Source organism: Xylocopilactobacillus apicola (genome assembly GCF_033095985.1).
Taxonomy (GTDB): domain Bacteria; phylum Bacillota; class Bacilli; order Lactobacillales; family Lactobacillaceae; genus Xylocopilactobacillus; species Xylocopilactobacillus apicola.
The window spans coordinates 1,009,676-1,034,148 of the sequence record NZ_AP026802.1; the positions used below are offsets into that span (position 1 = coordinate 1,009,676).

The 24,473-nt window shown below is 37.3% G+C and carries 24 protein-coding genes, 2 pseudogenes and 1 other annotated feature; of the genes and pseudogenes, 23 read left to right on the forward strand and 3 right to left on the reverse strand.

Annotated features, from left to right (window positions below):
• Window positions 1-9 precede the first annotated feature (9 nt).
• The 12 genes and pseudogenes from R8495_RS05035 (at window position 10) to R8495_RS05090 (ending at window position 10,090) form a co-directional block, all read left to right on the forward strand.
• Window positions 10-1,098: a PTS sugar transporter subunit IIC gene (locus tag R8495_RS05035; protein WP_317636429.1), complete on the forward strand. Its 1,089-nt coding sequence runs from the start codon at window positions 10-12 to the stop codon at window positions 1,096-1,098.
• An 85-nt stretch (window positions 1,099-1,183) separates the two neighbouring features.
• Window positions 1,184-2,433: pseudogene (locus R8495_RS05040) on the forward strand (oligosaccharide MFS transporter).
• 110 nt (window positions 2,434-2,543) lie between these two features.
• Window positions 2,544-3,820 (forward strand): annotated as a pseudogene (locus tag R8495_RS05045) (oligosaccharide MFS transporter).
• Between the two features lie 18 nt (window positions 3,821-3,838).
• Entirely contained in the window at window positions 3,839-5,284 is a 1,446-nt protein-coding gene (locus R8495_RS05050) for a glycoside hydrolase family 32 protein (RefSeq protein WP_317636431.1), read from the forward strand.
• Window positions 5,285-5,327: 43 nt separating this feature from the next.
• Window positions 5,328-6,302, forward strand: a complete 975-nt coding sequence (locus R8495_RS05055; protein ID WP_317636432.1) for a LacI family DNA-binding transcriptional regulator — start codon at window positions 5,328-5,330, stop codon at window positions 6,300-6,302.
• 113 nt (window positions 6,303-6,415) lie between these two features.
• Window positions 6,416-7,375, forward strand: coding sequence for a competence type IV pilus ATPase ComGA (comGA, locus tag R8495_RS05060; RefSeq protein WP_486684821.1), 960 nt, complete (start codon window positions 6,416-6,418; stop codon window positions 7,373-7,375).
• Window positions 7,368-8,354 carry a type II secretion system F family protein gene (locus tag R8495_RS05065; RefSeq protein WP_317636433.1) on the forward strand — a complete coding sequence of 329 codons (987 nt, stop codon included), beginning with the start codon at window positions 7,368-7,370 and terminating at the stop codon, window positions 8,352-8,354. The genes comGA and R8495_RS05065 overlap by 8 nt, the downstream gene beginning before the upstream one ends.
• A gap of 1 nt (window position 8,355) precedes the next feature.
• Window positions 8,356-8,688, forward strand: a complete 333-nt coding sequence (gene comGC, locus R8495_RS05070; protein WP_317636434.1) for a competence type IV pilus major pilin ComGC — start codon at window positions 8,356-8,358, stop codon at window positions 8,686-8,688.
• The gene (locus R8495_RS05075; RefSeq protein ID WP_317636435.1) at window positions 8,612-9,112 is read left to right on the forward strand and encodes a hypothetical protein; all 501 of its coding nucleotides are present in this window, start codon (window positions 8,612-8,614) and stop codon (window positions 9,110-9,112) included. Before comGC ends, R8495_RS05075 begins: the two co-directional genes overlap by 77 nt.
• Complete coding sequence (locus R8495_RS05080; RefSeq protein ID WP_317636436.1) at window positions 9,099-9,410, forward strand: hypothetical protein; 312 nt, start codon at window positions 9,099-9,101, stop codon at window positions 9,408-9,410. The genes R8495_RS05075 and R8495_RS05080 overlap by 14 nt, the downstream gene beginning before the upstream one ends.
• Window positions 9,400-9,843, forward strand: coding sequence for a ComGF family competence protein (locus tag R8495_RS05085; protein ID WP_317636437.1), 444 nt, complete (start codon window positions 9,400-9,402; stop codon window positions 9,841-9,843). Before R8495_RS05080 ends, R8495_RS05085 begins: the two co-directional genes overlap by 11 nt.
• Window positions 9,844-9,850: 7 nt before the next feature.
• Window positions 9,851-10,090: a hypothetical protein gene (locus R8495_RS05090; RefSeq protein ID WP_317636438.1), complete on the forward strand. Its 240-nt coding sequence runs from the start codon at window positions 9,851-9,853 to the stop codon at window positions 10,088-10,090.
• Here the strand turns inward: R8495_RS05090 and R8495_RS05095 are convergent.
• Window positions 10,087-11,241 carry an ArgE/DapE family deacylase gene (locus R8495_RS05095; protein WP_317636439.1) on the reverse strand — a complete coding sequence of 385 codons (1,155 nt, stop codon included), beginning with the start codon at window positions 11,239-11,241 and terminating at the stop codon, window positions 10,087-10,089. The two genes, R8495_RS05090 and R8495_RS05095, sit on opposite strands and share 4 nt — an antisense overlap.
• A 112-nt stretch (window positions 11,242-11,353) precedes the next feature.
• Window positions 11,354-11,591 (forward strand) — a binding site (T-box leader).
• Window positions 11,592-11,640: 49 nt separating this feature from the next.
• On the opposite strand from R8495_RS05095, the gene R8495_RS05100 reads away from it, so the two are divergent.
• The 9 genes from R8495_RS05100 to R8495_RS05135 all read left to right on the forward strand — a co-directional run bounded on the left by R8495_RS05100 (window position 11,641) and on the right by R8495_RS05135 (window position 19,485).
• Window positions 11,641-12,477, forward strand: coding sequence for a MetQ/NlpA family ABC transporter substrate-binding protein (locus R8495_RS05100; RefSeq protein WP_317636440.1), 837 nt, complete (start codon window positions 11,641-11,643; stop codon window positions 12,475-12,477).
• A gap of 30 nt (window positions 12,478-12,507) precedes the next feature.
• The gene (locus tag R8495_RS05105; protein ID WP_317636591.1) at window positions 12,508-13,539 is read left to right on the forward strand and encodes a methionine ABC transporter ATP-binding protein; all 1,032 of its coding nucleotides are present in this window, start codon (window positions 12,508-12,510) and stop codon (window positions 13,537-13,539) included.
• On the forward strand, window positions 13,536-14,222 hold the full coding sequence (locus R8495_RS05110; RefSeq protein WP_317636445.1) for a methionine ABC transporter permease: 687 nt from the start codon (window positions 13,536-13,538) through the stop codon (window positions 14,220-14,222). The genes R8495_RS05105 and R8495_RS05110 overlap by 4 nt, the downstream gene beginning before the upstream one ends.
• Window positions 14,223-14,310: 88 nt before the next feature.
• A complete protein-coding gene (locus R8495_RS11160) occupies window positions 14,311-14,577 on the forward strand; it encodes a hypothetical protein (RefSeq protein ID WP_425613268.1) in 267 nt (88 codons plus the stop codon).
• 59 nt (window positions 14,578-14,636) lie between these two features.
• Entirely contained in the window at window positions 14,637-15,572 is a 936-nt protein-coding gene (locus R8495_RS05115; RefSeq protein ID WP_317636446.1) for an N-6 DNA methylase, read from the forward strand.
• Between the two features lie 18 nt (window positions 15,573-15,590).
• Complete coding sequence (locus R8495_RS05120) at window positions 15,591-16,793, forward strand: acetate/propionate family kinase (RefSeq protein ID WP_317636447.1); 1,203 nt, start codon at window positions 15,591-15,593, stop codon at window positions 16,791-16,793.
• 17 nt (window positions 16,794-16,810) lie between these two features.
• Window positions 16,811-18,106: a D-serine ammonia-lyase gene (gene dsdA, locus R8495_RS05125; protein WP_317636448.1), complete on the forward strand. Its 1,296-nt coding sequence runs from the start codon at window positions 16,811-16,813 to the stop codon at window positions 18,104-18,106.
• A 234-nt stretch (window positions 18,107-18,340) separates the two neighbouring features.
• On the forward strand, window positions 18,341-18,907 hold the full coding sequence (locus tag R8495_RS05130; RefSeq protein WP_317636449.1) for a DNA-3-methyladenine glycosylase I: 567 nt from the start codon (window positions 18,341-18,343) through the stop codon (window positions 18,905-18,907).
• 68 nt (window positions 18,908-18,975) lie between these two features.
• Complete coding sequence (locus R8495_RS05135; protein WP_317636450.1) at window positions 18,976-19,485, forward strand: hypothetical protein; 510 nt, start codon at window positions 18,976-18,978, stop codon at window positions 19,483-19,485.
• A gap of 186 nt (window positions 19,486-19,671) precedes the next feature.
• On the opposite strand, the gene R8495_RS05140 is transcribed toward R8495_RS05135, so the two are convergent.
• Window positions 19,672-20,772: an acyltransferase family protein gene (locus R8495_RS05140; RefSeq protein WP_317636451.1), complete on the reverse strand. Its 1,101-nt coding sequence runs from the start codon at window positions 20,770-20,772 to the stop codon at window positions 19,672-19,674.
• A gap of 83 nt (window positions 20,773-20,855) precedes the next feature.
• A complete protein-coding gene (locus R8495_RS05145) occupies window positions 20,856-21,740 on the reverse strand; it encodes a LysR family transcriptional regulator (protein WP_317636452.1) in 885 nt (294 codons plus the stop codon).
• Between the two features lie 162 nt (window positions 21,741-21,902).
• Here R8495_RS05145 and R8495_RS05150 point away from each other — a divergent pair, with 162 nt between their 5' ends.
• Together R8495_RS05150 and mdcA are read left to right on the forward strand one after the other, a co-directional pair.
• The gene (locus R8495_RS05150; RefSeq protein ID WP_317636453.1) at window positions 21,903-22,817 is read left to right on the forward strand and encodes an acyltransferase domain-containing protein; all 915 of its coding nucleotides are present in this window, start codon (window positions 21,903-21,905) and stop codon (window positions 22,815-22,817) included.
• Window positions 22,818-22,819: 2 nt separating this feature from the next.
• The gene (gene mdcA / locus R8495_RS05155; protein WP_317636454.1) at window positions 22,820-24,463 is read left to right on the forward strand and encodes a malonate decarboxylase subunit alpha; all 1,644 of its coding nucleotides are present in this window, start codon (window positions 22,820-22,822) and stop codon (window positions 24,461-24,463) included.
• The last annotated feature ends 10 nt before the right edge of the window (window positions 24,464-24,473 follow it).

The following is a 24,473-nucleotide window of genomic DNA, read 5'->3' on the forward strand; positions in this document are numbered from 1 at the left end:
GGGAAAAATATGACAAATGAAGCAACGCAAGAAAAAATAACTGCCAGTAGTTTTATGAATAATATCTTAGCAGGAACTGCAACAGGAATTATTGTTGGATTACTGCCAAATGCGGTATTATCGGGAATTTTGAAATTATTTGGACCAAACCCAATTGCCGTTCAATTGACCAGAGTTTTACTCACTTTTCAATTTACGACACCGTTGTTGATAGGTGCATTAATCGCTTTGGCTTTTAATTTTACCAAAGTTGATATCGCTATTGTAGCAGGTGCTGCCTACGTTGGTTCTGGAGTAACTCAGTTTAATCCCAAGATTTTAAATCCTGTGACAAAAGCTGCAGGGATGTTTGTTTCTAACGGGACTGGAGATTTAATTAATACGATGTTAACGGCCGCGATTGCGGTGGGCTTGACCTTATTGGTAGGGGATAAATTTGGTTCAGTCAAAATCGTTGCAGGTCCAATTTTAATTGGGGGTGGTGCAAGTTGGATTGGGCTTATTATCTTACCTTATGTTGCTAAAATTACAGTTTGGATTGGTGATGTAATCAATTCATTTACAAAGTTACAGCCAGTTTTAATGAGTATATTAATCGCTTGTATGTTTGCTGTAATTCTTATCACTCCCATATCGACCGTGGCAATCGGAATGGCAATTCAATTAAATGGTTTATCCGCTGGAGCTGCGGCAATGGGTGTTGCAGCAACTACAATTGTTCTGGTGGTTCATTCGTGGAAAGTCAATAAATCAGGGATGACTTTGGCAATTGCTCTAGGAGCTATGAAAATGATGATTCCTAATTTGTTCCGTCATCCGATTATTCTTTTACCAATTTTAACCACAACAATTATTTCAGCAATCCCAGTTGCAATTTTTGGGGTCTCGGGAACGCCTGCTTCAGCTGGTTTTGGTTTAGTTGGAATGGTCGGGCCCTTAGCATCACTTGATGCAGGTAAAGCCAGTCTTAATATTGTTGTCGCTTTGATTGTGTGGTTTGTAATTCCAATTGCATTGGCTCTAATTTCTCGTTTTATTTATCAGAATATGCTACACATTTATGACGAAAAAGTAGTCTTTGCATATCTAGGTGAATAAAATCTATATGTGATATAGTGTTCTTAAAAGAGCACTTTTTTTGTGCTATAAATCGTTATTGTTAATGAAAATGAAGGTATACTTAATGAAATCAAAAAAAATTTTAAATCAGACGTTAAATAACGAATCGTATTTACAAAGTGCAGCGACATTGATGCTATTCTTTGCTTCGATGGGTGTATGGTGGTCATTTTTTCAAGTTTGGCTAACTTCTACGAAAAATGGGTTAGGTTTATCAGGCGCTGAGGTAGGGACCATCTATGGTACTAACTCAATGGTGACACTGATTTTAATGTTTATTTATGGTGCAATTCAGGATAAATTGGTGACCAAACGTTATTTGTTAATTTTTTGTGCGGTCATAGATACACTAATTGGGCCTTTCTTTGTTTGGATTTATTCGCCTCTTTTGCATCATAATTTCATTTTAGGAATAATAACAGGGTCCTTTGTACTTTCAGCAGGTTTTTTGTCTGCATCGGGGTTTTTGAGGCAGTTTCAGAAAAATTAAGTCGTCGTTTTAACTTTGAATATGGTTACGCTCGGGCAGGGGGATCTCTTGGCTATGCTTCAGTTACCTTACTAGCGGGTTTTTTATTTCCAATCAATCCACAATTGAATTTTTGGTTTGGATCTTTCTTAGGTTTATTGTTACTCTTGGAGCTCATTTTCTGGCGACCTAACACCAAGAAAGAAGATACGTCAAAAAAAGAACAAATTCCCAAAGTAAGAGATATGTTTGGGGTATTAAAAATTCGTGATCTTTGGTTGATCATAATTTTTGTGATGTTTACTACAACGTTTTTTACTGTCTTTGATCAGCAAATGTTTCCGGATTTTTATACGCGTTTATTTGCAACGCCAGAATTAGGTCAGCGGATGTATGGAATTTTAAATTCGGTTCAAGTTTTCACAGAAGCTTTGATGATGAGTTTAGTGCCAATTTTGATGAAAAAAATCGGGGTTAGAAATTCATTACTGTTAGGAGTCGCCTTAATGTTTGTGCGAATTGGTGCTTGCGGATTATTGCATGACCCTTTAGCAATTTCCTTTATAAAAGTTTTTCAGGCAATTGAAGTACCCCTTTTCTTACTCTCTATTTTCAGATATTTTAACATCCATTTCGATCCGAAACTCTCAGCAACACTTTACATGATCGGGTTTCAAGTAGCTTCCCAAGTAGGTCAAATCTTATTGTCAACTCCTTTAGGAACTTTAAGAGATCGAGTTGGTTACAGTGATACTTTTTACGTAATTGCGCTAATTGTTTTAACTGCAGGCATTTACGCCTTTTTTGTTTTAAAGAAAGATCCCCCAAAAAAAGTCAATGAATAGAAAAAACATGCTAACCGGTTGACACCTTTAGAGAAAGCGCTATAATATTTTGTTGTAAGCGTTATGCTAACCGGTTAGTATAACTAATAAAAAGATTGAGGATATTGGTAATGAAGTCAAAAAATTCTTTAGCTCAGACTTTAAAAAATCCTTCCTACTTGCAAAGTTCCGTAACTTTGTTATTGTTCTTTGCTTCGTGGGGAGTGTGGTGGTCATTTTTTCAAGTTTGGTTAACTTCGACTAAAAACGGCCTAGGCTTGTCAGGCAGTGAAGTAGGGACCATCTATGGAGCTAATTCGTTAGTGACGCTAATATTAATGTTTATCTACGGCACTTTACAGGATAAATTAGTAATTAAAAGATATTTGTTAATTTTTTGTGCGATTATTGAATCGTTGATTGGTCCTTTCTTTGTTTGGATCTATTCGCCTTTATTACATCGAAATTTTCTTCTAGGAATTATAGCTGGTTCGTTCTATCGGCGGGATTTTTGTCTGCATCAGGAATTTTTGAAGCAGTTTCAGAAAAATTAAGTCGGAGATTCAATTTTGAATATGGACAGGCTCGAGCTTGGGGGTCATTTGGCTATGCGTTAGTTGCTTTATTGGCTGGTTTTTTATTTCCGATTAATCCGCAACTGAATTTTTGGGTTGGCTCTCTGTTTGGCGTATTACTGCTTTTAGAACTCGTTTTTTGGACGCCAAAACAGGAAAAAGAAGCTGATTTAGCGGATGAAGAAGATTCTGAAGAACAAACACCAAAAATTAAAGATATGTTGGGATTGTTAAAAATTCGGGATCTTTGGTTAATCATCATTTTCATTATGTTTACGAATACTTTTTATACCGTTTTTGACCAGCAGATGTTTCCCGAGTTTTACACACGTTTGTTTGCTACTGCTGAATTGGGTCAGCATATGTATGGAATTTTAAATTCGGTGCAAGTTTTCTGTGAGGCGTTGATGATGAGTTTAGTGCCAATTTTGATGAAGAAAATTGGAGTTAGAAATGCGTTGCTTTTGGGAGTAACTGTGATGTTTGTGCGAATAGGAGCTTGCGGTTTATTTCATAATCCGGTGGCAATTTCCTGTATTAAAATGTTACACTCAATTGAGGTGCCTTTATTTTCGCTCCCAATTTTTCGATATTTTACACTCCATTTTGATACCAAATTGTCAGCAACTCTCTACATGATTGGCTTTCAGGTGGCATCGCAAGTGGGGCAATTTTTATTGTCAACTCCGTTGGGCACATTAAGAGATAAAGTCGGCTACAGCAATACTTTCCATGTAATTGCATTAACCGTTTTGATTGCGGGAATTTATGCATTCTTTGTGTTAAAAAAGGATGATCAAGATGTTTATGGTGATCCTTTTATCCGATCATAAAAAAAGTGAGGTTTAAAAATGACTGAAGTAAAAAAATTACAAGAATTAAGCGATTTGCGTTATCGTTTAGGATATCATTTGATGGCACCATCTGGCTGGATCAACGATCCCAATGGCTTTTGCTATTTTAAAGGTTATTATCATATCTTTTATCAATATCATCCGTATTCGTCTGAATGGGGTCCGATGCACTGGGGTCATGCCAGAAGTCGTGATTTACTGCACTGGGAGACACTACCGATTGCACTGACTCCAGGGGATTCTGAAGATAAAGACGGTTGTTTTTCAGGAAGTGCAATTGTTAAAGATGATGTTCTTTATTTGATTTATACGGGCAACAATTATTATGACGACGGCGATCCAGAACATTACTGGCAAAATCAAAATTTGGCTTTTAGTCAAGATGGCATTCATTTTACGAAGTACGAAAAGAACCCAATTATTGCGACGCCACCAAAAGACAATACGAAAAATTTTCGTGATCCAAAAGTCTGGGAGCGAGATGGATTATACTATTTGGCGGTTGGGAGTCAAAACAATGATCAGTTAGGACGCTTGTTAGTCTATCGATCTGACGATTTAAAGACCTGGGAATATTTGGGAGCTGTAGCAAAAGCAATTTCAGCTGATGAAGAAGGATATATGTGGGAATGTCCTGATCTTTTTCGTTTAAATGGACAAGATTTTCTGCTCACGTCTCCGCAAGGGATTGTTTCTCAAGCTGAAAAATATCTTAATATACACCAATCAGGCTATTTTGTTGGAGAATTTGATTATGAGAATAATATTTTTCGCCATGGTCAGTTTAATGAGCTCGATCAAGGTCATGATTTTTATGCACCTCAGACAATGCTGACTCCTGATGGTCGGAGAATTGCAATTGGATGGCTTAATATGTGGAGAAGCGACATGCCTGAACAAAAAGATGGCTGGGCTGGAGCGCTGACTTTGCCTCGTGAATTGGTTGAGCGAGTTGGTCAGATCTATCAACAGCCAATTGCAGAAATGAAATCTCTACGTCAGAAAACTTTAAGAGAAGGAAATATCTCTGTTCACAATTCCATTGAGTTAGTTAGTGGTTATTCTCAGCTGGAAATTAATTTGAAGATGGATCTCCAAGAATTTCAAGGAACAACATTTACAATTAATTTTGAAGATTCCAATTCTGATTCAAAAGTTGAATTAAAGTATCAGCGTGAACAAAATAAATTTATTTTAAAACGTTCAGATCGTTCAGATGCCCGTTATGCAAAACTGAAGATGAATGATCAACTTGAAATTCAGATTTTTGTCGATAAAAGTTCACTTGAAATTTTTCTAAATCAAGGGGAGTCAGTGTTTACAGATCGCTACTATTTCAATGGAACTCCTAAGATTTGCTTAACAAGTGAGAAAAATAATAATTTTGATTGCGCAGTTTATCAGTTGCCAGAAAAAATTAACACCTATCAGATTTGCAAATAAATTTTGGGATATAATAGACTCATTATCTACTTAGTGAGGAAAAATGCCAAAATTAGAAGATGTCGCTAAAAGAGCTAATTTATCAAAAACCACGGTTTCTCGCGTCTTGAATAACCGTGGTTATTTGAGTCAGAAAACAATTGATAAAGTTTATCAAGCAATGGAAGAGCTGAATTATCATCCTAATGTGGTAGCTCGTCAGCTTTACAAAAATAAAACTGATTTAATTGGAATTTTGCTTCCGACGGTTGCCAATCCCTTTTTCGGTGAATTAACGGCTTTTTTGGAGGATGATTTGTATCAACAAGGATTCAAAGTCTTGATTGGTAATTCAATGAACAATCCCCAAAAAGAAGCCGATTATCTTCAACAGTTGCTGATCAAGCAAGTTGATGGATTAATTGTTGGAACTCATAATCAAGGCATTGAACAGTATCATCAGTCAGGTTTGCCGATTGTGGCAATTGATCGGATTATGAACGAAGATATTCCGGTTATTGCTTCTGATAATTACCGTGGAGGAATTCTAGCAACTGAACGGTTAATTGAGCGCGGAGCAAAAAAAATAATTCATACTAACGGTCCAAATGATCTTGAAACTCCAGCAAAAAGACGGCGCGAAGCCTACGAACAGGTAATGAAGGCACATAATTTATCCCCAATTACTTATGAAGTGGATTTTAATATTACTCCCGCAGATAAAGTGAAAATTTTACGACGGATTTTTTTAGAACATCCAGATGTCGAAGCAATTTTTGCTTCTAACGATACGGATGCAGCGCAAATCATGCAGATTGCTCAAAATCTAGGCCGCCAAATTCCAAGAGATCTTTTATTGATTGGCTACGATGGGACGCAAATTGTACGTGAACTGTTGCCCCAGCTGACGACAGTCATTCAGCCAATTGACCAGATGGCAAAAAAATCGGTGGCAGTTTTAAAGCAGCGCTTAGCACAAGAATCTACAAAAAAAGAATATTTATTGCCGGTGAAATTGCAAGAAGGAACTACTGGTTAAATTAAAGGGCAGAAATTTCTGCTTTTTTTTTAACAAAAAAAATTTTTTTGCGTAATTTATAGAGCAGGAGGTTAAAAAAAGAAAGGAGGATTGTTCTGACAGTCTCGACAAATATTACTTCGCAGCTGCAAAACTGGATTAAGTCTCGCTATACTGATATCTACTTTTTGCCCCGGGGAAAGGGGTATCAGATTGCGGCTCAAGGCAAAGAGGGTTTTAAAATTCTCTCGAACCTTACTGATCAAACAGCAGCAACATTTATCAATTATTTTAAATTTACTGCTGGTTTAAATTTAGGTGAAACCAGGAGACCTCAGATGGGGGCAATGGATTTTACCACCGAGTTGCAGGAAAAAATTTATTTAAGAATTTCGACAATTGGAGATTTTAATAACCGTGAATCGCTTGTTTTACGCTTGATTTATCCGATTATCGATCAAATATCAGTATTTCGCTCACAAGACCTGGAATCTTTAGAATACTTCACGCAAAGACGTGGCTTGATGCTTTTTAGTGGGCCGACAGGTTCGGGCAAAACCACGTTGATTTATTATTTAGCACGTAAATTAGCGCAAAAATCGATGGTAATGACAGTGGAGGATCCAGTTGAAGTTTATGAACCGACATTTTTGCAGACCCAGGTTAATTTATCAGCCAAGATGAGTTATAGCGAGATTATTAAAGCTTGTCTTAGACACCGACCAGATGTTTTGATTATTGGGGAAATTAGAGATGAGACCTCCGCGCATGCAGCAATTACGGCATCTCTAAGTGGTCATTTAGTTTTTTCGACAATTCATGCACGCAGTATTTATGGGGTATTGGATCGCTTAACTGATCTTGGGATTAGTATGACTACTCTAAAAAATTGTCTGAATTCTGTTTGTTATCAAAGAATTTTACCCGATCAAAATCAAAATATGAAGGCGATGACCCAGGTGTTCGATGGCTTTAAAAGCGACTATCAATTTAGTGAAAAGCAAGTTTTAAAACATTGGCAAAATCAGTTAATTACAGCACTAAATAGAAGTCAAATTACAAAATCAACGTTAGAAAGGTTTATCTATGGCTAAAAATAAATTGGCACGCAAAGATCAAGCGATCATCATGATTCATTTAGGTGAAATGATGAAAAATGGCTTTTCAATTATTCAGGCGTTTAACTTTTTAGAGACAGTCTATCCAAAATATCAAAAAAGAATTCAAAAATTAACTAATCGTTTACATAATGGTGAGGTTTTAACCACTGCATTGACTGAATTGGGAATTGCCCAAAATATTATTGATCAATTAGAGATATCTTACGCACATGGTAACCTTCAAGAATCGTTTATAACATTCGGAAAAATGTTGCAATATCGTAATGCACAAACCAAGAAAATTTTACAGCTTCTAACTTATCCGATCTTTCTTTTGGCAATGCTAGCGGCCTTGCAGTTGGGATTAAAAGCCGCAGGTTTTCAAGCAATTACGGGTTCTTCTGAAAATAAGATGGATCAATTGATTAACATTAGTTTTTTCCTGGTGATCGGCCTCACCCTATCAGGATTAATTTTTTATTTAATAGTATCTTTACGGCCAGTTACCAAGCAAGTTCAAATTTTTAGAAAAGTGCCCCTAATCGGGAAGACGATTCTTTGTTATTACCATTATTTGATCATGTTTGATCTGACTTTATTCGTTCAAAATGGTTTTTCTATCAATCAGATGATTGCAATTTGTCATTCCCGCCCAAAAAAATCTTATTTGTTTCAAATCAGTCAGCAGATTGAAAAAGAAATTATCAGTGGGACAAATTTAATTGCAATTGTTCGTAAATACACATATTTTCCAACAGAATTAGAACAATTATTAGGTCGTGGTCTTGAAACTGAAAACTTAAAAATTGAGTTTTCAGCATTGACAAAAATTATTTACGAACGACTTTTGGCAGGAATTGAAAGAATTATCAATAAAATTCAGCCGTTAATGTTTCTTTTTGTGGGAGTATGCGTAGTAATTGTTTATCTAAATATTATGTTGCCTATTTTTCAAATGATGAAAGGAATTTAAAATGAAACAATTAATTAGTAAATTAAAAAAACACCAGAAGTCCAACGCATTTACGTTAATCGAAATGGTGATCGTACTCTTTATTATTGGTCTTTTAATGCTTCTTATTTTGCCTAATTTAAACAGTCAAAAGAAGAAAGCAGAAAATAAGACTAATTCAGCTTTAGTTACGACAATCCAAACGCAAGTTGATCTTTATTCTGATGAGATCGAAAAACCAATCACTTTGGATAAATTGAAAACAGCGGGAGCGATTAATGAACGCCAAGTCGAGCAAGCGAAAAAAGCTAAAATTTCGATCAGCAACGATGGCAATGTTTCCATCACTCCTTAAATGTAAGGCTTTTACGCTCATAGAAACAGTGATAACCCTGGCACTAACCGTGATGGTTCTAAGCATTTCTTTCTTAGTTCCTAAAACGACTTTTCGTGATCAGGAAATTAAAAATTTTACCGTCGAAATAAATCAGAAGTTTAATGTTTTAAAGGAACAGGCTTTGGTTAATGACGACTATTTTCTGATATTTTTTGATCGAGACATTCAGGAGATCACGGTGAAAAATCTTTTAACTCAAAAAACAAACACTTGTATGAAGTTACCTAAATTTTTAACGCTCGTTAAAAATTCAGAAGTGAGAATCTATGGGGAAAAAGGGATCGCGCCGATTTCTATCTTTTTTAAAGATCAGACAAATAATAATTTGTATCGTTTAACGTTACAGATGGGATGGGGGACGGTGACTTTTGTTAAAGTTTAGACTCAAAGCTTTTATTATGTTGGAAAGTATCATCTCGTTAGCTATTTTATCGCTGGGAGTTTTCAGCCTGACGAGTACTTATTGGTCGAGTTATCGGGCGACAAAAAAATTTTCAGAGCAAGAGAACTTAGCTTTTTGTTTGCGAAGTGCGGCGATGGCACGCCAAAAGCAAACCCAAATTCCACGTCAAATCACCATAAATAGTGTGATTTATGAAATTAGTTTGGATCGGGGCAAAATTAAAGCTATTAATCTCAGTAATCAGCATCAAATGGAGATTAATTGGAATGAAAAATAAATTACCAGCTTTTCTCTTAATTGAAGCGGTTATTTCTCTCTTTTTAACTTGTCTGGCGGTCTTTGTAATATCTTTAATAATCAGCTGTTTAAAGGCCATTAATCAGCAAGTCAAAAATGAAACAACTAACGATTATCATTTGGCAGTAATTCAAAGAGATATTTATTTAGGCGATGAAGTTAAGCTGCAGGAATTTTCACCAGATCAGCTGAAATTTTCTGGCGTATCTAATGGAAATACTGTTTTTTTAGAAAGATATAAAAATATGATCCGAGTTCGTAGTGTCAATGGCGGACATATGCCGCTTTTAACAGGAATTGATCAGTTAAGTTATCAGCAAGAAAACAATGAAACCATTAAGGAAAAAGTTGTAATCAATGGAAAAAAATTTGAAACATATATATTCTTTGAGACGTCACCGGCTGCGCGCTAGCACTATTTTGAGTGCAGTTTTAATTTTCAACTTGGTTTTAATTGTTGTTTTATTTATCGAGCGAAATACTTTAGATCACACTGATTCTAGTCAATTAATCAGTAACTATTATCTTAGTGATACGATTAGACGGCTTTGTCCCGAAGATCAAGAATATTTCGAAACCGATCAAGGAACCGTCAATAAAAAAGACGGAACAGTGACCGTTAAACTTAAAAATGGATATAAGCGGATTTTTAAACGCTAGTGCACATTGATGAAATACTTTTCGCCAATCAGCTTCAATGAATCAATTAAATGAAAATAACTGCTTAATGTGGTGAATTCATCTTTTTGATGAGAAATATTCCAATCATCAGCTCCAAAAATGGCTACAGGTAAATTAGGGTTAGCTCGAATAAATAAACTGGCGTCAGTGCCGCCTTTCATGATGTCGAGTTCAATGTCGTTAGTGGCGAAACCTTCTTGGGCCATAGATTTAATAAATTGGATAAATTCACTTTGAGGATCAGTGCCAATTGGCAAGAGATCGTTGATGATCGTTAATTTTAGTTGGTGATCAGGGAGCTGATTAATTTTATCAACTTCGGCGTTTAAGACCGAAATCACTTCTTCGTTAGAAAAACTGTTAGTTGGCCGAATATTTCCTCGGAGCAGGGCATAATTAGGGATCGTGTTGATTTGTTTGCCGCCTTCAATGATCGTTACACTGTGAGGAACTGGCCCTAAAATGGGGTCTTCGGGTGCATATTCAAAGAAGTGTTTCTCAACATTTAAAAAAGGCAGCAAGTTACTAATTGCATTAACTCCCTTGCTTGGATCTGAACTATGGGCAGCGATGCCAAAGCTTTCGACTTGATAATTCAAAAATCCTGAATGGGCATAAATTACCCGACCACTGGTAGGTTCAGAGATAACTAAGCCTGAAAGATCTTTGGAATAGCCTTGCTTGGTTAAAAGTTCTGAGCCAGGAGCCCCGCTTTCTTCGGCAAAAGTGGCTAAAAAGCGAATTTTTCCGGCCGGAAGTTTGCCTTCTTCAGTCATTTCGATTAAAGCGATGACTTGAGCTGCGAGACCGCTTTTCATGTCGGCTGCTCCTCGTCCATAAAGCCGATCACCTTCGATGTGACCAGAAAATGGGTCATAGGTCCATTCGTTGGTATCGCTAACTGCAACCGTATCCATGTGGCCTGAAAATCCTAAAATCCGAGGATCTTCACCTTGACCAATTTCAGCCACCAAGTTTGCGCGGTCCCCGTCAAGTGGGAGAACTTCGCTTTCGATTTGGTACTCAGATAATAAATCATGTAAGTATTGCGCCACTTTGATTTCGTGAGCGTTCTCTGAATTGATTTTGATCAAGTCTTGTAAAACTTTAATTTTCTTTTCTTTATTCATTTTTGTTCCTCCTGTTTGCTTAATTATAAACACAGTTGTCAATCTTTTGATTTTTTTTTCAAAAAAGATTTGACAATTAGTTCAAAATGATTTAAATTCTATATCAATCAAACCAAACAAGTTGATTGGGAAAGTAAATTGATGAAGTCTATCCAGAGAGCTTGAGAAGATGAGAACAAGTTAGATTAAGTCAATCGAAAATGGCCCATGATTGGCATCGCTGAATATTTTAAGCGATGATGCCTGGCACCCATTACCGTGCACGCTTATAGTACTTTTTGTAAGTTAGTGAGGGGATTAGTGTAAGCTGATCCTGAAGTAGAATGGTCCACGAGTAACTCGTTTCTAAATTATTTTAGAAGCGAGTTTTTTTGGTTTTAAATTTAGGAGGAATGGAAAATGAAAAAGTATCAAAAATTGTTATTGCTAGTTTTGACTTTCTGCGCTGCATTATTTTTAGTATCGTGTGGCAGCAGCAAGAAAAGCGAGTCATCGAGTGAGGGGACAAAAACAGTCAAGGTCGGGATTATTGGATCCGACGAACGGGTTTGGGATGCGATTAAGCCGGAGTTAAAGAAAAAGGGCATTGAGGTTAAATTGGTGCAATTTACGACTTACGATCAGCCAAACCAAGCTTTAGTCAGCGGCGATATTGATCTTAATTCTTATCAACATATTTTTTATTTAAATAATTGGAATAAAGCTCACCATGCTGATTTAGTACCAATTGGCAATACAATTATTGCTCCGCTGGCTGTTTATTCTAAGAAAATTAAAAGTATCGATAATTTAAAGAGCGGTGATACGATTTCAATTCCTAACGATGCTACGAATCAAGCACGGGCGCTGCAATTGCTGGAATCGGCAAAAGTTATCACTTTGAAATCAGGAGTTGAAATTCCAACGCCAAATGATGTCGTTAAGAATCCTAAAAAAGTTAAAATTACACCACTCGATGCTTCTCAAACCGCTCGTTCGCTTGATGACGTGACAGTGGCAATAATCAATAATGGCGTCGCACTTGATGCTAAATTGAATCCCCACACTGCTATTTACACTGAAAAAATTACAAAGAAATCTAAGCCTTGGATCAACGTTCTAGTTGCTCAAAAGAAAGACAAAAACAATAAAACGTATCAAGAAGTAGTTAAGGCGTATCAGACTGAAAAAGTTGCTCAAAAATTAAAAGAGGTCTACCAGGGTTCGTCGGTTCCCGCTTGGAATTATAAATTTTAAAGATAGAAGGTAATCACTTTGGAAGAACCAATTATTCAATTAAAAGACATCACTGTTGATTTTTCGAACAAGGAAAAGAAAGTACGGGCGGTTGATCACGTGAGCTTAAACGTTAATCGGGGCGATATTTTTGGAATCGTCGGCTACTCCGGTGCTGGTAAGAGCACTTTGGTACGAGTAATCAACCTGTTGCAGCGCCCAAGTGCGGGAGAAGTTCTGGTAAATGGTCAGGATCTCTTAAGTTTAAAAGAGCAGGAATTGCGCGCTAGCCGGAAAAAAATCGGGATGATTTTTCAACATTTCAATTTAATGAATGCCCGGACAATATTTAATAATGTTGCTTTTGCGCTAAAGGGCAGTGATTTGACCAAGCAGCAAAAATCAGAGCGAGTTAAGGAACTTCTGGAATTGGTTGGACTGAGCGATAAAGCTAATAATTACCCGAGTCAGTTATCTGGCGGCCAAAAGCAAAGGGTAGGAATTGCCCGAGCACTGGCAAATCATCCTGATATCTTGATTTCTGATGAGGCAACGAGTGCGCTGGATCCCAAGACTACTCAGTCGATTTTGGAATTATTGAATCGGTTGAACAAACAACTAGGATTAACGATCGTCTTAATTACGCACCAAATGGAAGCCGTTAAACAAATTAGCCATCAGGTGGCGGTGATGGATCAAGGTCGAATTATTGAAGAAGGTTCTGTTTATCAAATTTTCAGCGAGCCAAAAACTGCGCTCACTAAATCGTTTATTAACACTACAACTCGATTAGATGAGACTTTAGCAGCCTTCGATGTCAGAAATCTTAAGGCAGGGGAGAAGATGCTTCAACTCTCATATCTCGGAGAATCTGCAGATGAGCCATTGATCTCGTCTTTGTATCAGAAATTTCAAGTATCAGCCAATATTCTTTACGGCAACATCGAAATGCTTCAGGGGCAGCCGCTTGGCAATTTAGTGGTTATATTGTCAGGACAGTCAGAACAAATTACGCAAGCAATCGATTATTTAAAGCAATCAAAGGTGCACGTCAGAGAAATTGAAGGGATCGATGAAAAATGAGTTTTATTGCAAAATATTTACCAAATGTAGTAACTAATTGGAGCGGCGATTATGGATTTGTCAGTGCGATCTGGCAGACTCTCTATATGACCTTTGCTAGCGCATTTATGGCGGGAATTCTAGGATTGTTTTTCGGAGTTTTATTGGTGGTGACCGATAAAAACGGAATCAATCCCCACCCGGTTTTCTACAGTATCTTAGATAAATTAGTTAACGTCTTTCGTTCCATTCCCTTCATTATAATGTTAGCGCTCCTCGCTTCGTTTACTCGTCTAATCGTGCATACAACAATTGGACCGACTGCCGCTCTAGTGCCTTTAGTTGCCTCCGCAACGCCGTTTTATGCTCGGCAGGTGCAAAATGCTTTGGTCCAGGTTGATCCCGGCGTGATCGAAGCAGCTCAAGCGATGGGAGAGTCTAATGTAAGTATCGTGTTTAATATTTATTTGGTTGAAGGGTTGCCAGAGTTGGTGCGTGCGAGTGTTTTGACAATCATTAGCTTGATCGGTTTAACCGCAATGGCTGGCGCAGTCGGAGCTGGAGGACTCGGGAGCTTAGCAGTTAATATTGGTTTTCAACGTTTTGAAAATGATGTTACGATTGTCGCAACGATTTTTATCTTAATATTAGTCTTTTTGATTCAATTTGTGGGGGATCGAATTGTTAAACATCTCACTCATTAAAATTTGGCGTAGGTTAACAGCTTACGCCTTTTTTGATTTTAAAATCGTCAAAATTGGATAATTGAAACCGAGAATTTTGTATAGCGGTATGTTTTATGGGTGTAGTTCCTTAACCACATTAGATTTAAGCAATTTTGACACCAGAGCTAGTTATAATTATCGCCGTCCGAATTATGGAACCAATGGCATAATTCGGTTTCTATCAAATACGCCGTCGCTCTGGCAATTAAAATTGGGAGCCAATACTATTTTGACGGTAATCCGCATGATATTCCAGCGCCAGGGTACTACACAGGACAAATTACTTTCACTTTGGTTAACGACACACCATAAAAATTGGAATCAAAATCTTTAATTTTACTTCTATTTCGGTTAAGATGGTAATTGAAATGAAAATAAAGTTATGGTTTGAATATGGATCCTAATATCCTGAAAAATATTGGTCAGCTTGACCACGATTTGAATTTTACGAAACTAGCTGAGGTTACAGATTTTATTAAAAATTTCGATCAGCCAAAATATCAACAAATAGTAGATGCAAATCATTTAAATAATTTAAGCTTGAAGGAACGGCAACTCTTAGTTGAGTCAATTGCGGTGAATGTTTTGGTGCGCAATGATCACGATTTTAATCATCGTTTGACACCACCTGCGATTGGCTTAATTTTTTCGGAAATTATTTCGCTCCTAGCTGATGAACAGTCGGTTGAATTAGTCGATTTCGGCGGGGGGACGGGGAGTCTCACTTTTTCGATTTTAGCAAACCTTCAAAATGATCAAATTAACGCTACTTTAATTGATAATAATGAAGAGTTCTTTGATTTTTCTAACGAATACCGTCCTCTTTTCTCGTTTGGTAACGCAACTGAACAGGTTTTTGACGATGTAGTCAGTTATAATTTTTCGAAGAAAGCTGATTTTTTGGTTAGTGATGTGCCGGTCGGGTATTATCCCCAAACCCAAGGGCTTGATGACTTCCAAGTTAAAGACAATGATAATTTGACTTACGTGCAGAATCTTTTTATTGAGAGAAGTATCCAAATTTTAAACGATAACGGTTTTGCTATTATGGCAGTTCCGCAAAATATTTTCACAAGTGAGCAAAGTGGTGTATTATTAAGAATGTTGAGAGAAAGCGCTTATATCCAAGGAATTATTAGTCTGCCGCTCAACAGTTTTACCGATCATAAATTTGTTAAGAACATTATTATTCTCCAGAAGCATGGCGATAATGCCAAACAGATAACTCCGGTTTTGATTTATCAACTTGCTGATATTGAGGATCTCAAAAGCTATCAGAAGTTATTCTCGACTTTGAAAGCCTGGAGCAGAGAGATTAAGTATATATAATAGAAGGATGTAAAAAATATGGTCAAAATTATTGCGATTAATTGTGGTAGTTCCACGCTTAAATTTAAACTTTTTGAAATGCCAGAAGAAACAGTAATTGCTTCAGGCATGGTCGATCGCTTAGGATTAAGTGGTTCAACTTTTGAGTTGAAATCAAATGACGGCAAGAAAATAGAGTTTCAAAAAGATGTAAAAGATCATAACGAAGCGGTTACGCTGCTACTAAAAAATCTCGTTGATTCTAAGATAATTGATAGTCTTGATGAATTAGGGGGAGTAGGGCACCGAGTTGTTGCGGGGGGAGAGACCTACGAAAAATCGACTCTAGTTGATCAACACGTTATTAATAACATTAAATATTTGTCAATTTATGCGCCACTACATAATTATAGTGAAGCACGGGGAATGGAAGCTTTTGTGCAGGCTAATCCTAAGTTGCCGCAAGTTGCAGTTTTTGATACGGCTCTTTATTCGCAAATGCCAGAAGTTAATTATTTATATAGTATTCCAATCGAGTACTATAAGAATTACGGCGCGAGAAAATATGGAGCGCATGGTACAAGTCATCGCTACATTACTGGTAGAGCTGCTGAAATGCTGAATCAAAAATTGGAAGATCTTAATATCATTTCGTTGCATCTTGGCAGTGGAGCGTCAATTACTGCTACTGAGCACGGTAAAGTCATTGATACATCGATGGGATTTACTCCAATGGCAGGAATTACGATGTCAACCCGTTCGGGCGATATTGACCCTTCATTGGTCTTGTTTTTGATGAGCCAGTTAAAAATAAGCGACCCAAATGAAATGGCTGACATCCTTAATCAAAAATCAGGATTGTTGGGACTTTCGGGCATTTCTCCTGATATGAGGGATTTACAGAAAGTAGAAGATACCAACCAAAGAGCACGGCTAGCATTGGATATTTTCGTAAACCGAATTGTTAAATATGTTGGTTCCTACGTTGCTGAGATGGGTTCAGTTGATGTGATAACTTTCTCTGCTGGTATTGGTGAGAATGATGCTGAAATTCGCGAAAACATTATTAATCAACTTTCGTTTATAAATGCAAAAATTGATCTGGAAAAAAATGATGTTCGAGGCGAAGAAATAGATCTGACAGGTGAGGGATCAGCTGTTAAAGTTTTGCTGATTACCACCGATGAAGAGTTAATGATTGCAAGAGATGCATATGAGATCGGTTATCTTAATAAAGAATAGTTAGGAGATATTTAAGCTTGGATATTGATAGTTTAATTAAGGCATCACCAATTGTAGCTGATTTAATGGCAGCAAAAGAAGTTTTTTGGCTTAATCCAGATTACGGAGATTCCGCTAATTTACCTGTTTCACAAGCCGATATCTTTGATGCTGCAGCACGATTTGATCGTTTTGCTTCTTATTTTGTTGCTGAATTTCCAGAAACGGCGCCAAGTCACGGGATTCTTGAATCTCCATTAACCCCGATTCCCAAGATGAAAATAACGCTTACACAGCTGGAAAATTATTCTTTACCCGGAAATGTTTACCTTAAAGAAGATAATAAGCTACCGATCTCTGGTTCTATTAAATCTCGTGGTGGAATTTACGAAGTTTTAAAGTTTGCAGAAAAAGTTGCGATTGAAGCTGGAATGCTGACTTATTTAGATGATTATTCTATTTTAAGAGAAGATAGATTTAAAGAATTATTTAGTCATTACGGTATTTCTGTTGGATCAACGGGAAATCTAGCGCTTAGTATCGGAATTGTAGCTACTCGTCTTGGTTTTAAAGTGAAAGTTCACATGTCCTCAGATGCTAAAACTTGGAAAAAAGATTTGCTTCGAGCAAAGGGAGTTAAAGTCATTGAATATGACGGTAGTTTTACTGCTGCAATAACTGCTGGGCGAAAAGAAGCTGAAAAAGATCCTAATATGTACTTTATTGATGATGAAGGTAGTTATGATTTGTTTTTGGGATATTCCGTTGCTGCAATAAGATTACAAAAACAATTAAAAGATCAAAATATTAAAGTAGACGCTCATCATCCGCTGTTCGTATATTTACCCGCGGGTGTTGGTGGTTCACCAAGTGGTGTTACTTTTGGTTTAAAAGAAATTTTAGGTCCGAATGTTCATGCGATTTTTGCAGAGCCAACTCATATTTCCTCAGTTCTTTTAGGAATGGCGACAGGGTTAAATGACAAAATCTCTGTTTATGATATTGGTCTTGATGGAAAAACAGAAGCAGATGGTTTAGCGGTTGGACGGCCATCACGAATTGCAGGCAAATTGATGAAAACTTTGCTTCTGGGAATTGGAACTTTTGACGATGAACGAGTCCTTGCATACACGGCGGCTTTATGGGATAGCGAAAAAATTAAAGTTGAACCATCTGCTACTGCAGGATTTGCGGCGCTTAGACAAGCACAAGGATATTTATCTGAGCATTATCCGATGGAAAGCGCCAATCACATCATTTGGTCAACTGGTGGCATGTTAGTACCAGATTCAGAATACCAAACTATTTATCAATTAGGAAAAAAGATAATTTGATTGGATCTTTAGTACAAACTTTGTTATACTAAAGGTGGTTCAGGAATGCCATAGCTTTCAGACGAAGCTTAAAGATTCCCACTCATCGTTATACTCTTAGTCTGAGGTCAACCGGGCAATCGGTTGGCTTTTATTTAACTCATTTGGTTAACATAATATATATTATACGAAGTAGAGTGTTTGAAGCCGCGGAGGAGTTTGTTAAACTTAAAGAAAACAATTTGGAGTAATCTGATGTCAGAAATTAAACGTTGCTTTTGGGCAAATGATCCCATTGAGGCTAAATATCACGATGAACAATGGGGTCGCCCGGAACATGATGATCAAAAGATTTTTGAAATGCTAATATTAGAAATGTTTCAAGCTGGTCTGAGCTGGCGGACAATTCTGGTTAAAAGAAATAATTTCCGTAACGCTTATGATCAATTTGACTACCATAAAGTAGCTAATTACAATCAAAACAAAATTGAAGAATTGATGAGTGATCCCGGAATTGTGCGCAATCGTCAAAAAGTAAACGCATCTATCAATAATGCGCAGGAGTTTTTAAAAGTCCAAGCAGAGTTTGGCAGTTTTGATCAATATATTTGGCATTTTACGAACTTCAAAACCATTGATCATCGAATTGACTCTAACAACCCTGCTCCTGCCAAGGATGAACTTAGTATTGAAATCTCAAATGATTTAAAGAAACGTGGTTTTAAATTCGTTGGTCCAGTTACTATTTATTCACTTTTGCAATCGATTGGCATTATTAACGATCATGAGCTTAGCTGTGATTTTCACTTTATTAATTTTTAGATAGTTCATCATATTATATTTTCAACCATTTATGCTACGATTTACAAAAGTATTTAAAGGGTTTTTTAATGAAAAAGTACAATAGAATGGCTCTATATTTAACTAGTTTTGTTTTGGTTTTAGGATTGATTTTGGGCGGCTTTTACCTAGTTAAAGCAAACAACACTAAATCAACTTCTGATCTGAATTCAAAAAGTAAAGTAAAAAAAGAATCAAAGAAATATTACTCGAAAACTACTAACAAAAAACATTATAAGGGGGAAATTTATAATAATGTTTCAACAGAAAGTCTTTTAAAAGATTATCCTGATAGTTTTGATGAATTGATAGGAAAAGGGAATATGACAATTCAGGGAACAGTTATTGATTTAAAAGATAATCCTGTAAGAAAATCCCCGACCCTAGCTTTTACAATAGCGACGATCAGAGTGGACAAAGTTCTGGCTGGCAATGATTCTAAGCTGAATCAGAATATCAAAGTTATGTTTCCTGGAGGAAATATGGAAAAGAATGTTTTGCTTAAAGATATGGCAGACAAGGAATATTTAAATTCAGAGCAGAAAAAAGATGCTCAATAACCGCAAGGTGGAGGGCAAAATTCTCCATTAGCTCGTAGTAATTCTGAAGATAACGATGATGCGAAGATGAACCAGGGAATGAATTCTTTAGTTCAAAGAAAATAGTTGAGAAAGCAAGCTAGATCTTAACCGGTCAGGCTTTTTTTATACAAAAAAAGTGTTGATCGTTTCCAATCAACACTCCCGTTACTTGCTAAGCATCTTTTTAATATTTTGCCAAACAAAGTGAATTCCAAAGGCGGAAGCAAATGCTAGACACCAGGTTAAGATGTAAATAACAATAATTCCGATAATTGTGTTGGCCTTCATTAATGATTGACCAAAGGTATGCCAAATCAGTTGAGCCCATAAAACATTTGACAAGTAAGCTTTGTAAGCAAATCCAGCAAATTGATGAACTCGCGCTGTGAATTTAATCTGACGGTTGATTTGGTAAAGCGCAATAGCTGCGATCAACATAATCATCGCCAAGTCATATATAGTCATCGACGGCTTATAATATGGCGCATTAGTTAAAAGAACTGGGGTCCCAAAGCTGATCAATTCCTGATTGATCCACCAAAATGAACCGACAAAAACTAATAAGAAAATCCACCAGAATTTTTGGATCATTTGATTAAAGTATTTGCGATACTGCCAAGCTAAAGTGCCAAAAACTCCGTAAATGAAGAAACTCAAGAACAAGCGATCGAATAAGTACCAATCTTTTTCGTGAGTTCCGTGAAACACATTAGTATCGTAGAACCAAAGCCAGCATGCAGTAATGATTACGGTCAGTCCGATGATAATCCAGCCTCTTGTCTGATTATCACGACACCAAGTTGCAATCGCCCAAAAGATTGGCATTAGAATGATGAATTGTAGCATCATCGTGTTATACCACAAATGAGGTGCCCCATTACCGTTAATAAACTGCCAAATAAAACTTGGTAAATCGTGATAATGATTAACCTGCTGCACGTAAGGTAAGAAAAATAAATAAACACTTGTCCACCAAATGGTTGGAACAAATAAATTATGCCAAGAATTTTTTAGATATTGTTTGTATGATAAATGTTCAGATCCGTGAACCGTGGTCCGAGTAGTCGTGTAAAGGATTCCAAAAATAAACGCAGGAGCTGTAAATTTGACAAAATTATATAGATAGCCAATCCCTACTTGAATCCCATTACTTGGATGAACACTGAGAGCCAAGCCCAAAATCGTTTGTAAGATTACAGCCGTACAGGCACACAGTTTCAGATAGTCACCAATGTCGGCTCCGTTGTGAGTACATTCTTCTTTCATATTACCCCCATAAACATAAGTTTTCTGAGGATCAAAAGATTATTTCACTAGTAAGCCTAGCACAATTTGAGGTAATCGGCAAATTAAATTTTTAATGCTTGAGCTGCTTCGTGGCTAAAAACTTTTTCCAGCGTTTTGGCGATAATTTGGTTTCTTTTAGTGTGGGAAGCGGTTGAATAAGTTAAATAGATCGTTCTACCAGGCGCATCCGGCACAATTCTTGCAAGATGAAGTTTCTCCCCCACTTTACGCCAGGAGATTGCTGGAATAAAACCAATCCCAGCGTTACTAAGAAGGAGTTCTCTAATAGTTGCGGGATCATCTGATTCAAATTGATATTTGAGATGGCAGTGATGATTTTCAAAATAAAGATCTAGTTCACTACGTAATGGTGTGTGGAGTCCCAACATAACAATTGGTAACTTGGCAATTTCTGCTAAAGTAATATTTTGATTATGAATTTGACCGCTTGAGCCGCCGACATAAATTTCTTCTCGCGCTAAAGGAATTACTGTCAGTCCTCGATCGTCGTTACTTTCAGGCCGATTGGAAATAATAAAGTCGAATTCTTGGGCGTTAGGAATTGCCGTGATGCGTTGATTTAACTGGATCGGAACATTAGGAAAAATTGTTCTAATCGACTTAATAATTTCTGGAATCAAACTAGATGCCACTTGGACATAAATTTTGATTGGCTCGATGTTGTTGTCTTTTTGTTGTTTAAGTGCATCCATTCCCTTTTGCCACTGCTCAATGATTGAGTTTGCGTAAGGATAAAATAATTTACCAGCAGCATTTAATTTCATTGCCCTACCCTGCCGGGTAAAAAGTTCAGTTTCTAATTCTTCTTCTAGCTGATGAATCAATTTCGTCATCGCAGGTTGGCTGACAAACAGCTTTTTGGCGGCTTGAGTTAAATTGCCATTTTGCACTACCAGGACAAAACCTTTCAATTGATTAATATTCATTTGCCCCCCTCTCAATTCTTTCATTACCAAAAGTTATTTTTAATTCCAATAATTCATTATTCAAAACCGCTTTCACCTTCTAAAATGATGGTGTGAGGATCAAAGATTATTTCGTGTTTTTAAGTGTAGATTCATCTTAACTTCTAAAAAGGAGGGATGCAAGTGAACGATGATTTATGGATTTTTCCTGGCCAGGGAGGCCAACGAGCCGGGATGCTTGAGCAGGTTCCAGCTGATTTAAAAAAATACGTGAGTGATTTATTGGATATGGAACTACTTGATAGTGACGCTGGATATCAGGATTCAGTTCAAATCCAAGTTAGCATTACTTTATTGCAAGTATTTGAAATTCAGCAATTATTTGACTTAGGTCTAAAGCCGGGACTAGCGGCAGGACATTCATTGGGAGTGTTTCCAGCCGCTTATGCTTTGGGTTGTATGAGTCTAGAAGACGTGTTTAAAAGCGTTAAGTACCGGGCCGAATTGATGAAAGAATCATTTCCGGCCGGATACGGCATGGGAGCTATTAATGGGCTCTCATTGCAAGATGTTGATGAAATTGTCCAACAAGTCACTACATCTGATGCACCAGTTTTTACTTCTAATCAAAATTCGGCGCTTCAAATTTGTGTATCTGGCTCTTTAAATGCAATTGATCAAGTTCTTAAATTAGCTCAAGACCTCGGTGCTGCCAAGGCAATTCGCTTGCGGGTTCCTGTTCCATCACACTCCCCTTTGATGAATGATGTCGCCAAAAAAATGAAGGATTACTTAAATGTTGTTCAGATTAAAGCGCCTCAAGGAGTTTATCTAGCAAATGATACCGGACATTCAGTGCGGCAAAGTGAGTTAATTCGACAAGATTTGAGTGATAATATCGCTTACCCGGTTCATTTTTGGGAGATGATGTCAGTTGCTAGTAATTATCAGCCAAAGGTTTTAGTTGATTTTCAACCTGGATCGCCATTTAAGGCAGTTTTGGGCGAATACTTCTCTGAACAGCATCAAGTCAATTTGAATCAGATGACGATAGAAGATGCAGCTTATTTAATCAAAAAATGGAAAAGAGGTTCTTAAATATGGCACAAAAACAAAGCTGGGATCATAACCGGCGCGCCAAAGAGACTAAGTTAGAAAAAGCAAGTTCTTTAATGCAAGGAAAGTTCGTCCAAACTAGTGATGCAAAAGAACTTTTAGAAACTTTAATTGATAGTGGTGATCGCGTTGTTTTGGAAGGTGATAACCAAAAACAAGCAGATTTCTTATCCCGGACCCTTGAAACAGTTGATCCAGAAAAAGTAAACCACCTTCATATGATCATGAGCAGTATTTCACGCCCAGAACATTTAAATATTTTTGAAAATGGAATTGCTAGTAAGATGGATTTTTCTTATGCAGGTCCCCAGAGCACCCGGGTATCTCAGATGATTTCTGATGGAAGTTTGGTAGTTGGCGATATCCATACTTATCTAGAATTATACGGTCGTCTTTTTATCGATTTAATTCCTAATGTTGTCTTGGTGGCTGCGGATAAAGCAGATCGTCAAGGAAATTTATACACGGGTTATAACACCGAAGAAACGCCAGTAATTGTCGAATCAGCCGCCTTTAAAGACGGAATTGTCATTGTCCAAGCTAACGAAATTGTTGATCAGCTGCCAAGAGTTGACATTCCTTCAGATTGGGTCGACGTGGTTATTCAAGCCGATCAACCATATCAATTAGAGCCACTATTTACCAGAGATCCTCAAAATATCACTGAACTACAAATTTTGATGGCTATGATGGCGATTCGCGGCGTTTATGAGAAACATAACGTTCAATCAGTAAATCACGGGGTTGGTTTTAACACAGCTGCAATTGAGTTGCTTTTGCCAACTTACGGCGAACAACTCGGATTAAAGGGAAAAATTATTCCTAATTGGGAGTTAAATCCAACTCCAACATTAATTCCAGCAATCGAAAGCGGCTGGGTCCAATCAGTGCATAGTTTCGGCGGTGAAGTTGGGATGGAGAAATATATCGCTGCTCGTCCCGATGTCTTTTTCGTCGGTAAAGACGGGACAATGCGTTCTAATCGTGCTTTTGGGCAAGTTGCGGGGCAATACGCTTTAGATATATTTGTTGGCTCAACGCTCCAAATTGATCAATTCGGAAATTCATCAACCGTCACTAATGGTCGACTCTCTGGCTTTGGGGGAGCGCCTAATATGGGTTCTAATCCAACTGGTCGACGTCATTCTACTCCAGCTTGGCAAAGTTTAAAACCTGATGATGATCCGCTAGCTAAAGGTCAAAAATTAGTAGTCCAGATGGTTGAGACCTTTGGTTCTAACAAGCGACCAGTTTTTGTTGATCATTTAGATGCTGAGGACGTAAGAAAAGAAGCAAAATTAGCAAATGTTCCGATTATGATTTATACAGAAGACACGACTCATATTGTGACGGAAGAAGGAATTGCTTATCTCTATAAGACCGATAGTATGGCAGAAAGAAAACAAGCTATTGAAGCAATTGCTGGAGTTACGCCTGTCGGGCTGCGTAGTAAATCTGAAACGCTTAAAGATCTTCGTAATCGCGGCATTGTCGCGTTACCTGAAGACCTGGGAGTTAAGAGAACTGATGCTAAACGCTCACTTTTAGCAGCTAAGAACATGGAAGAAATTGTTGAATGGTCAAAGGGCCTTTACAATCCTCCTGCAAAATTCAGAAATTGGTCTTAATAAGAAAGGA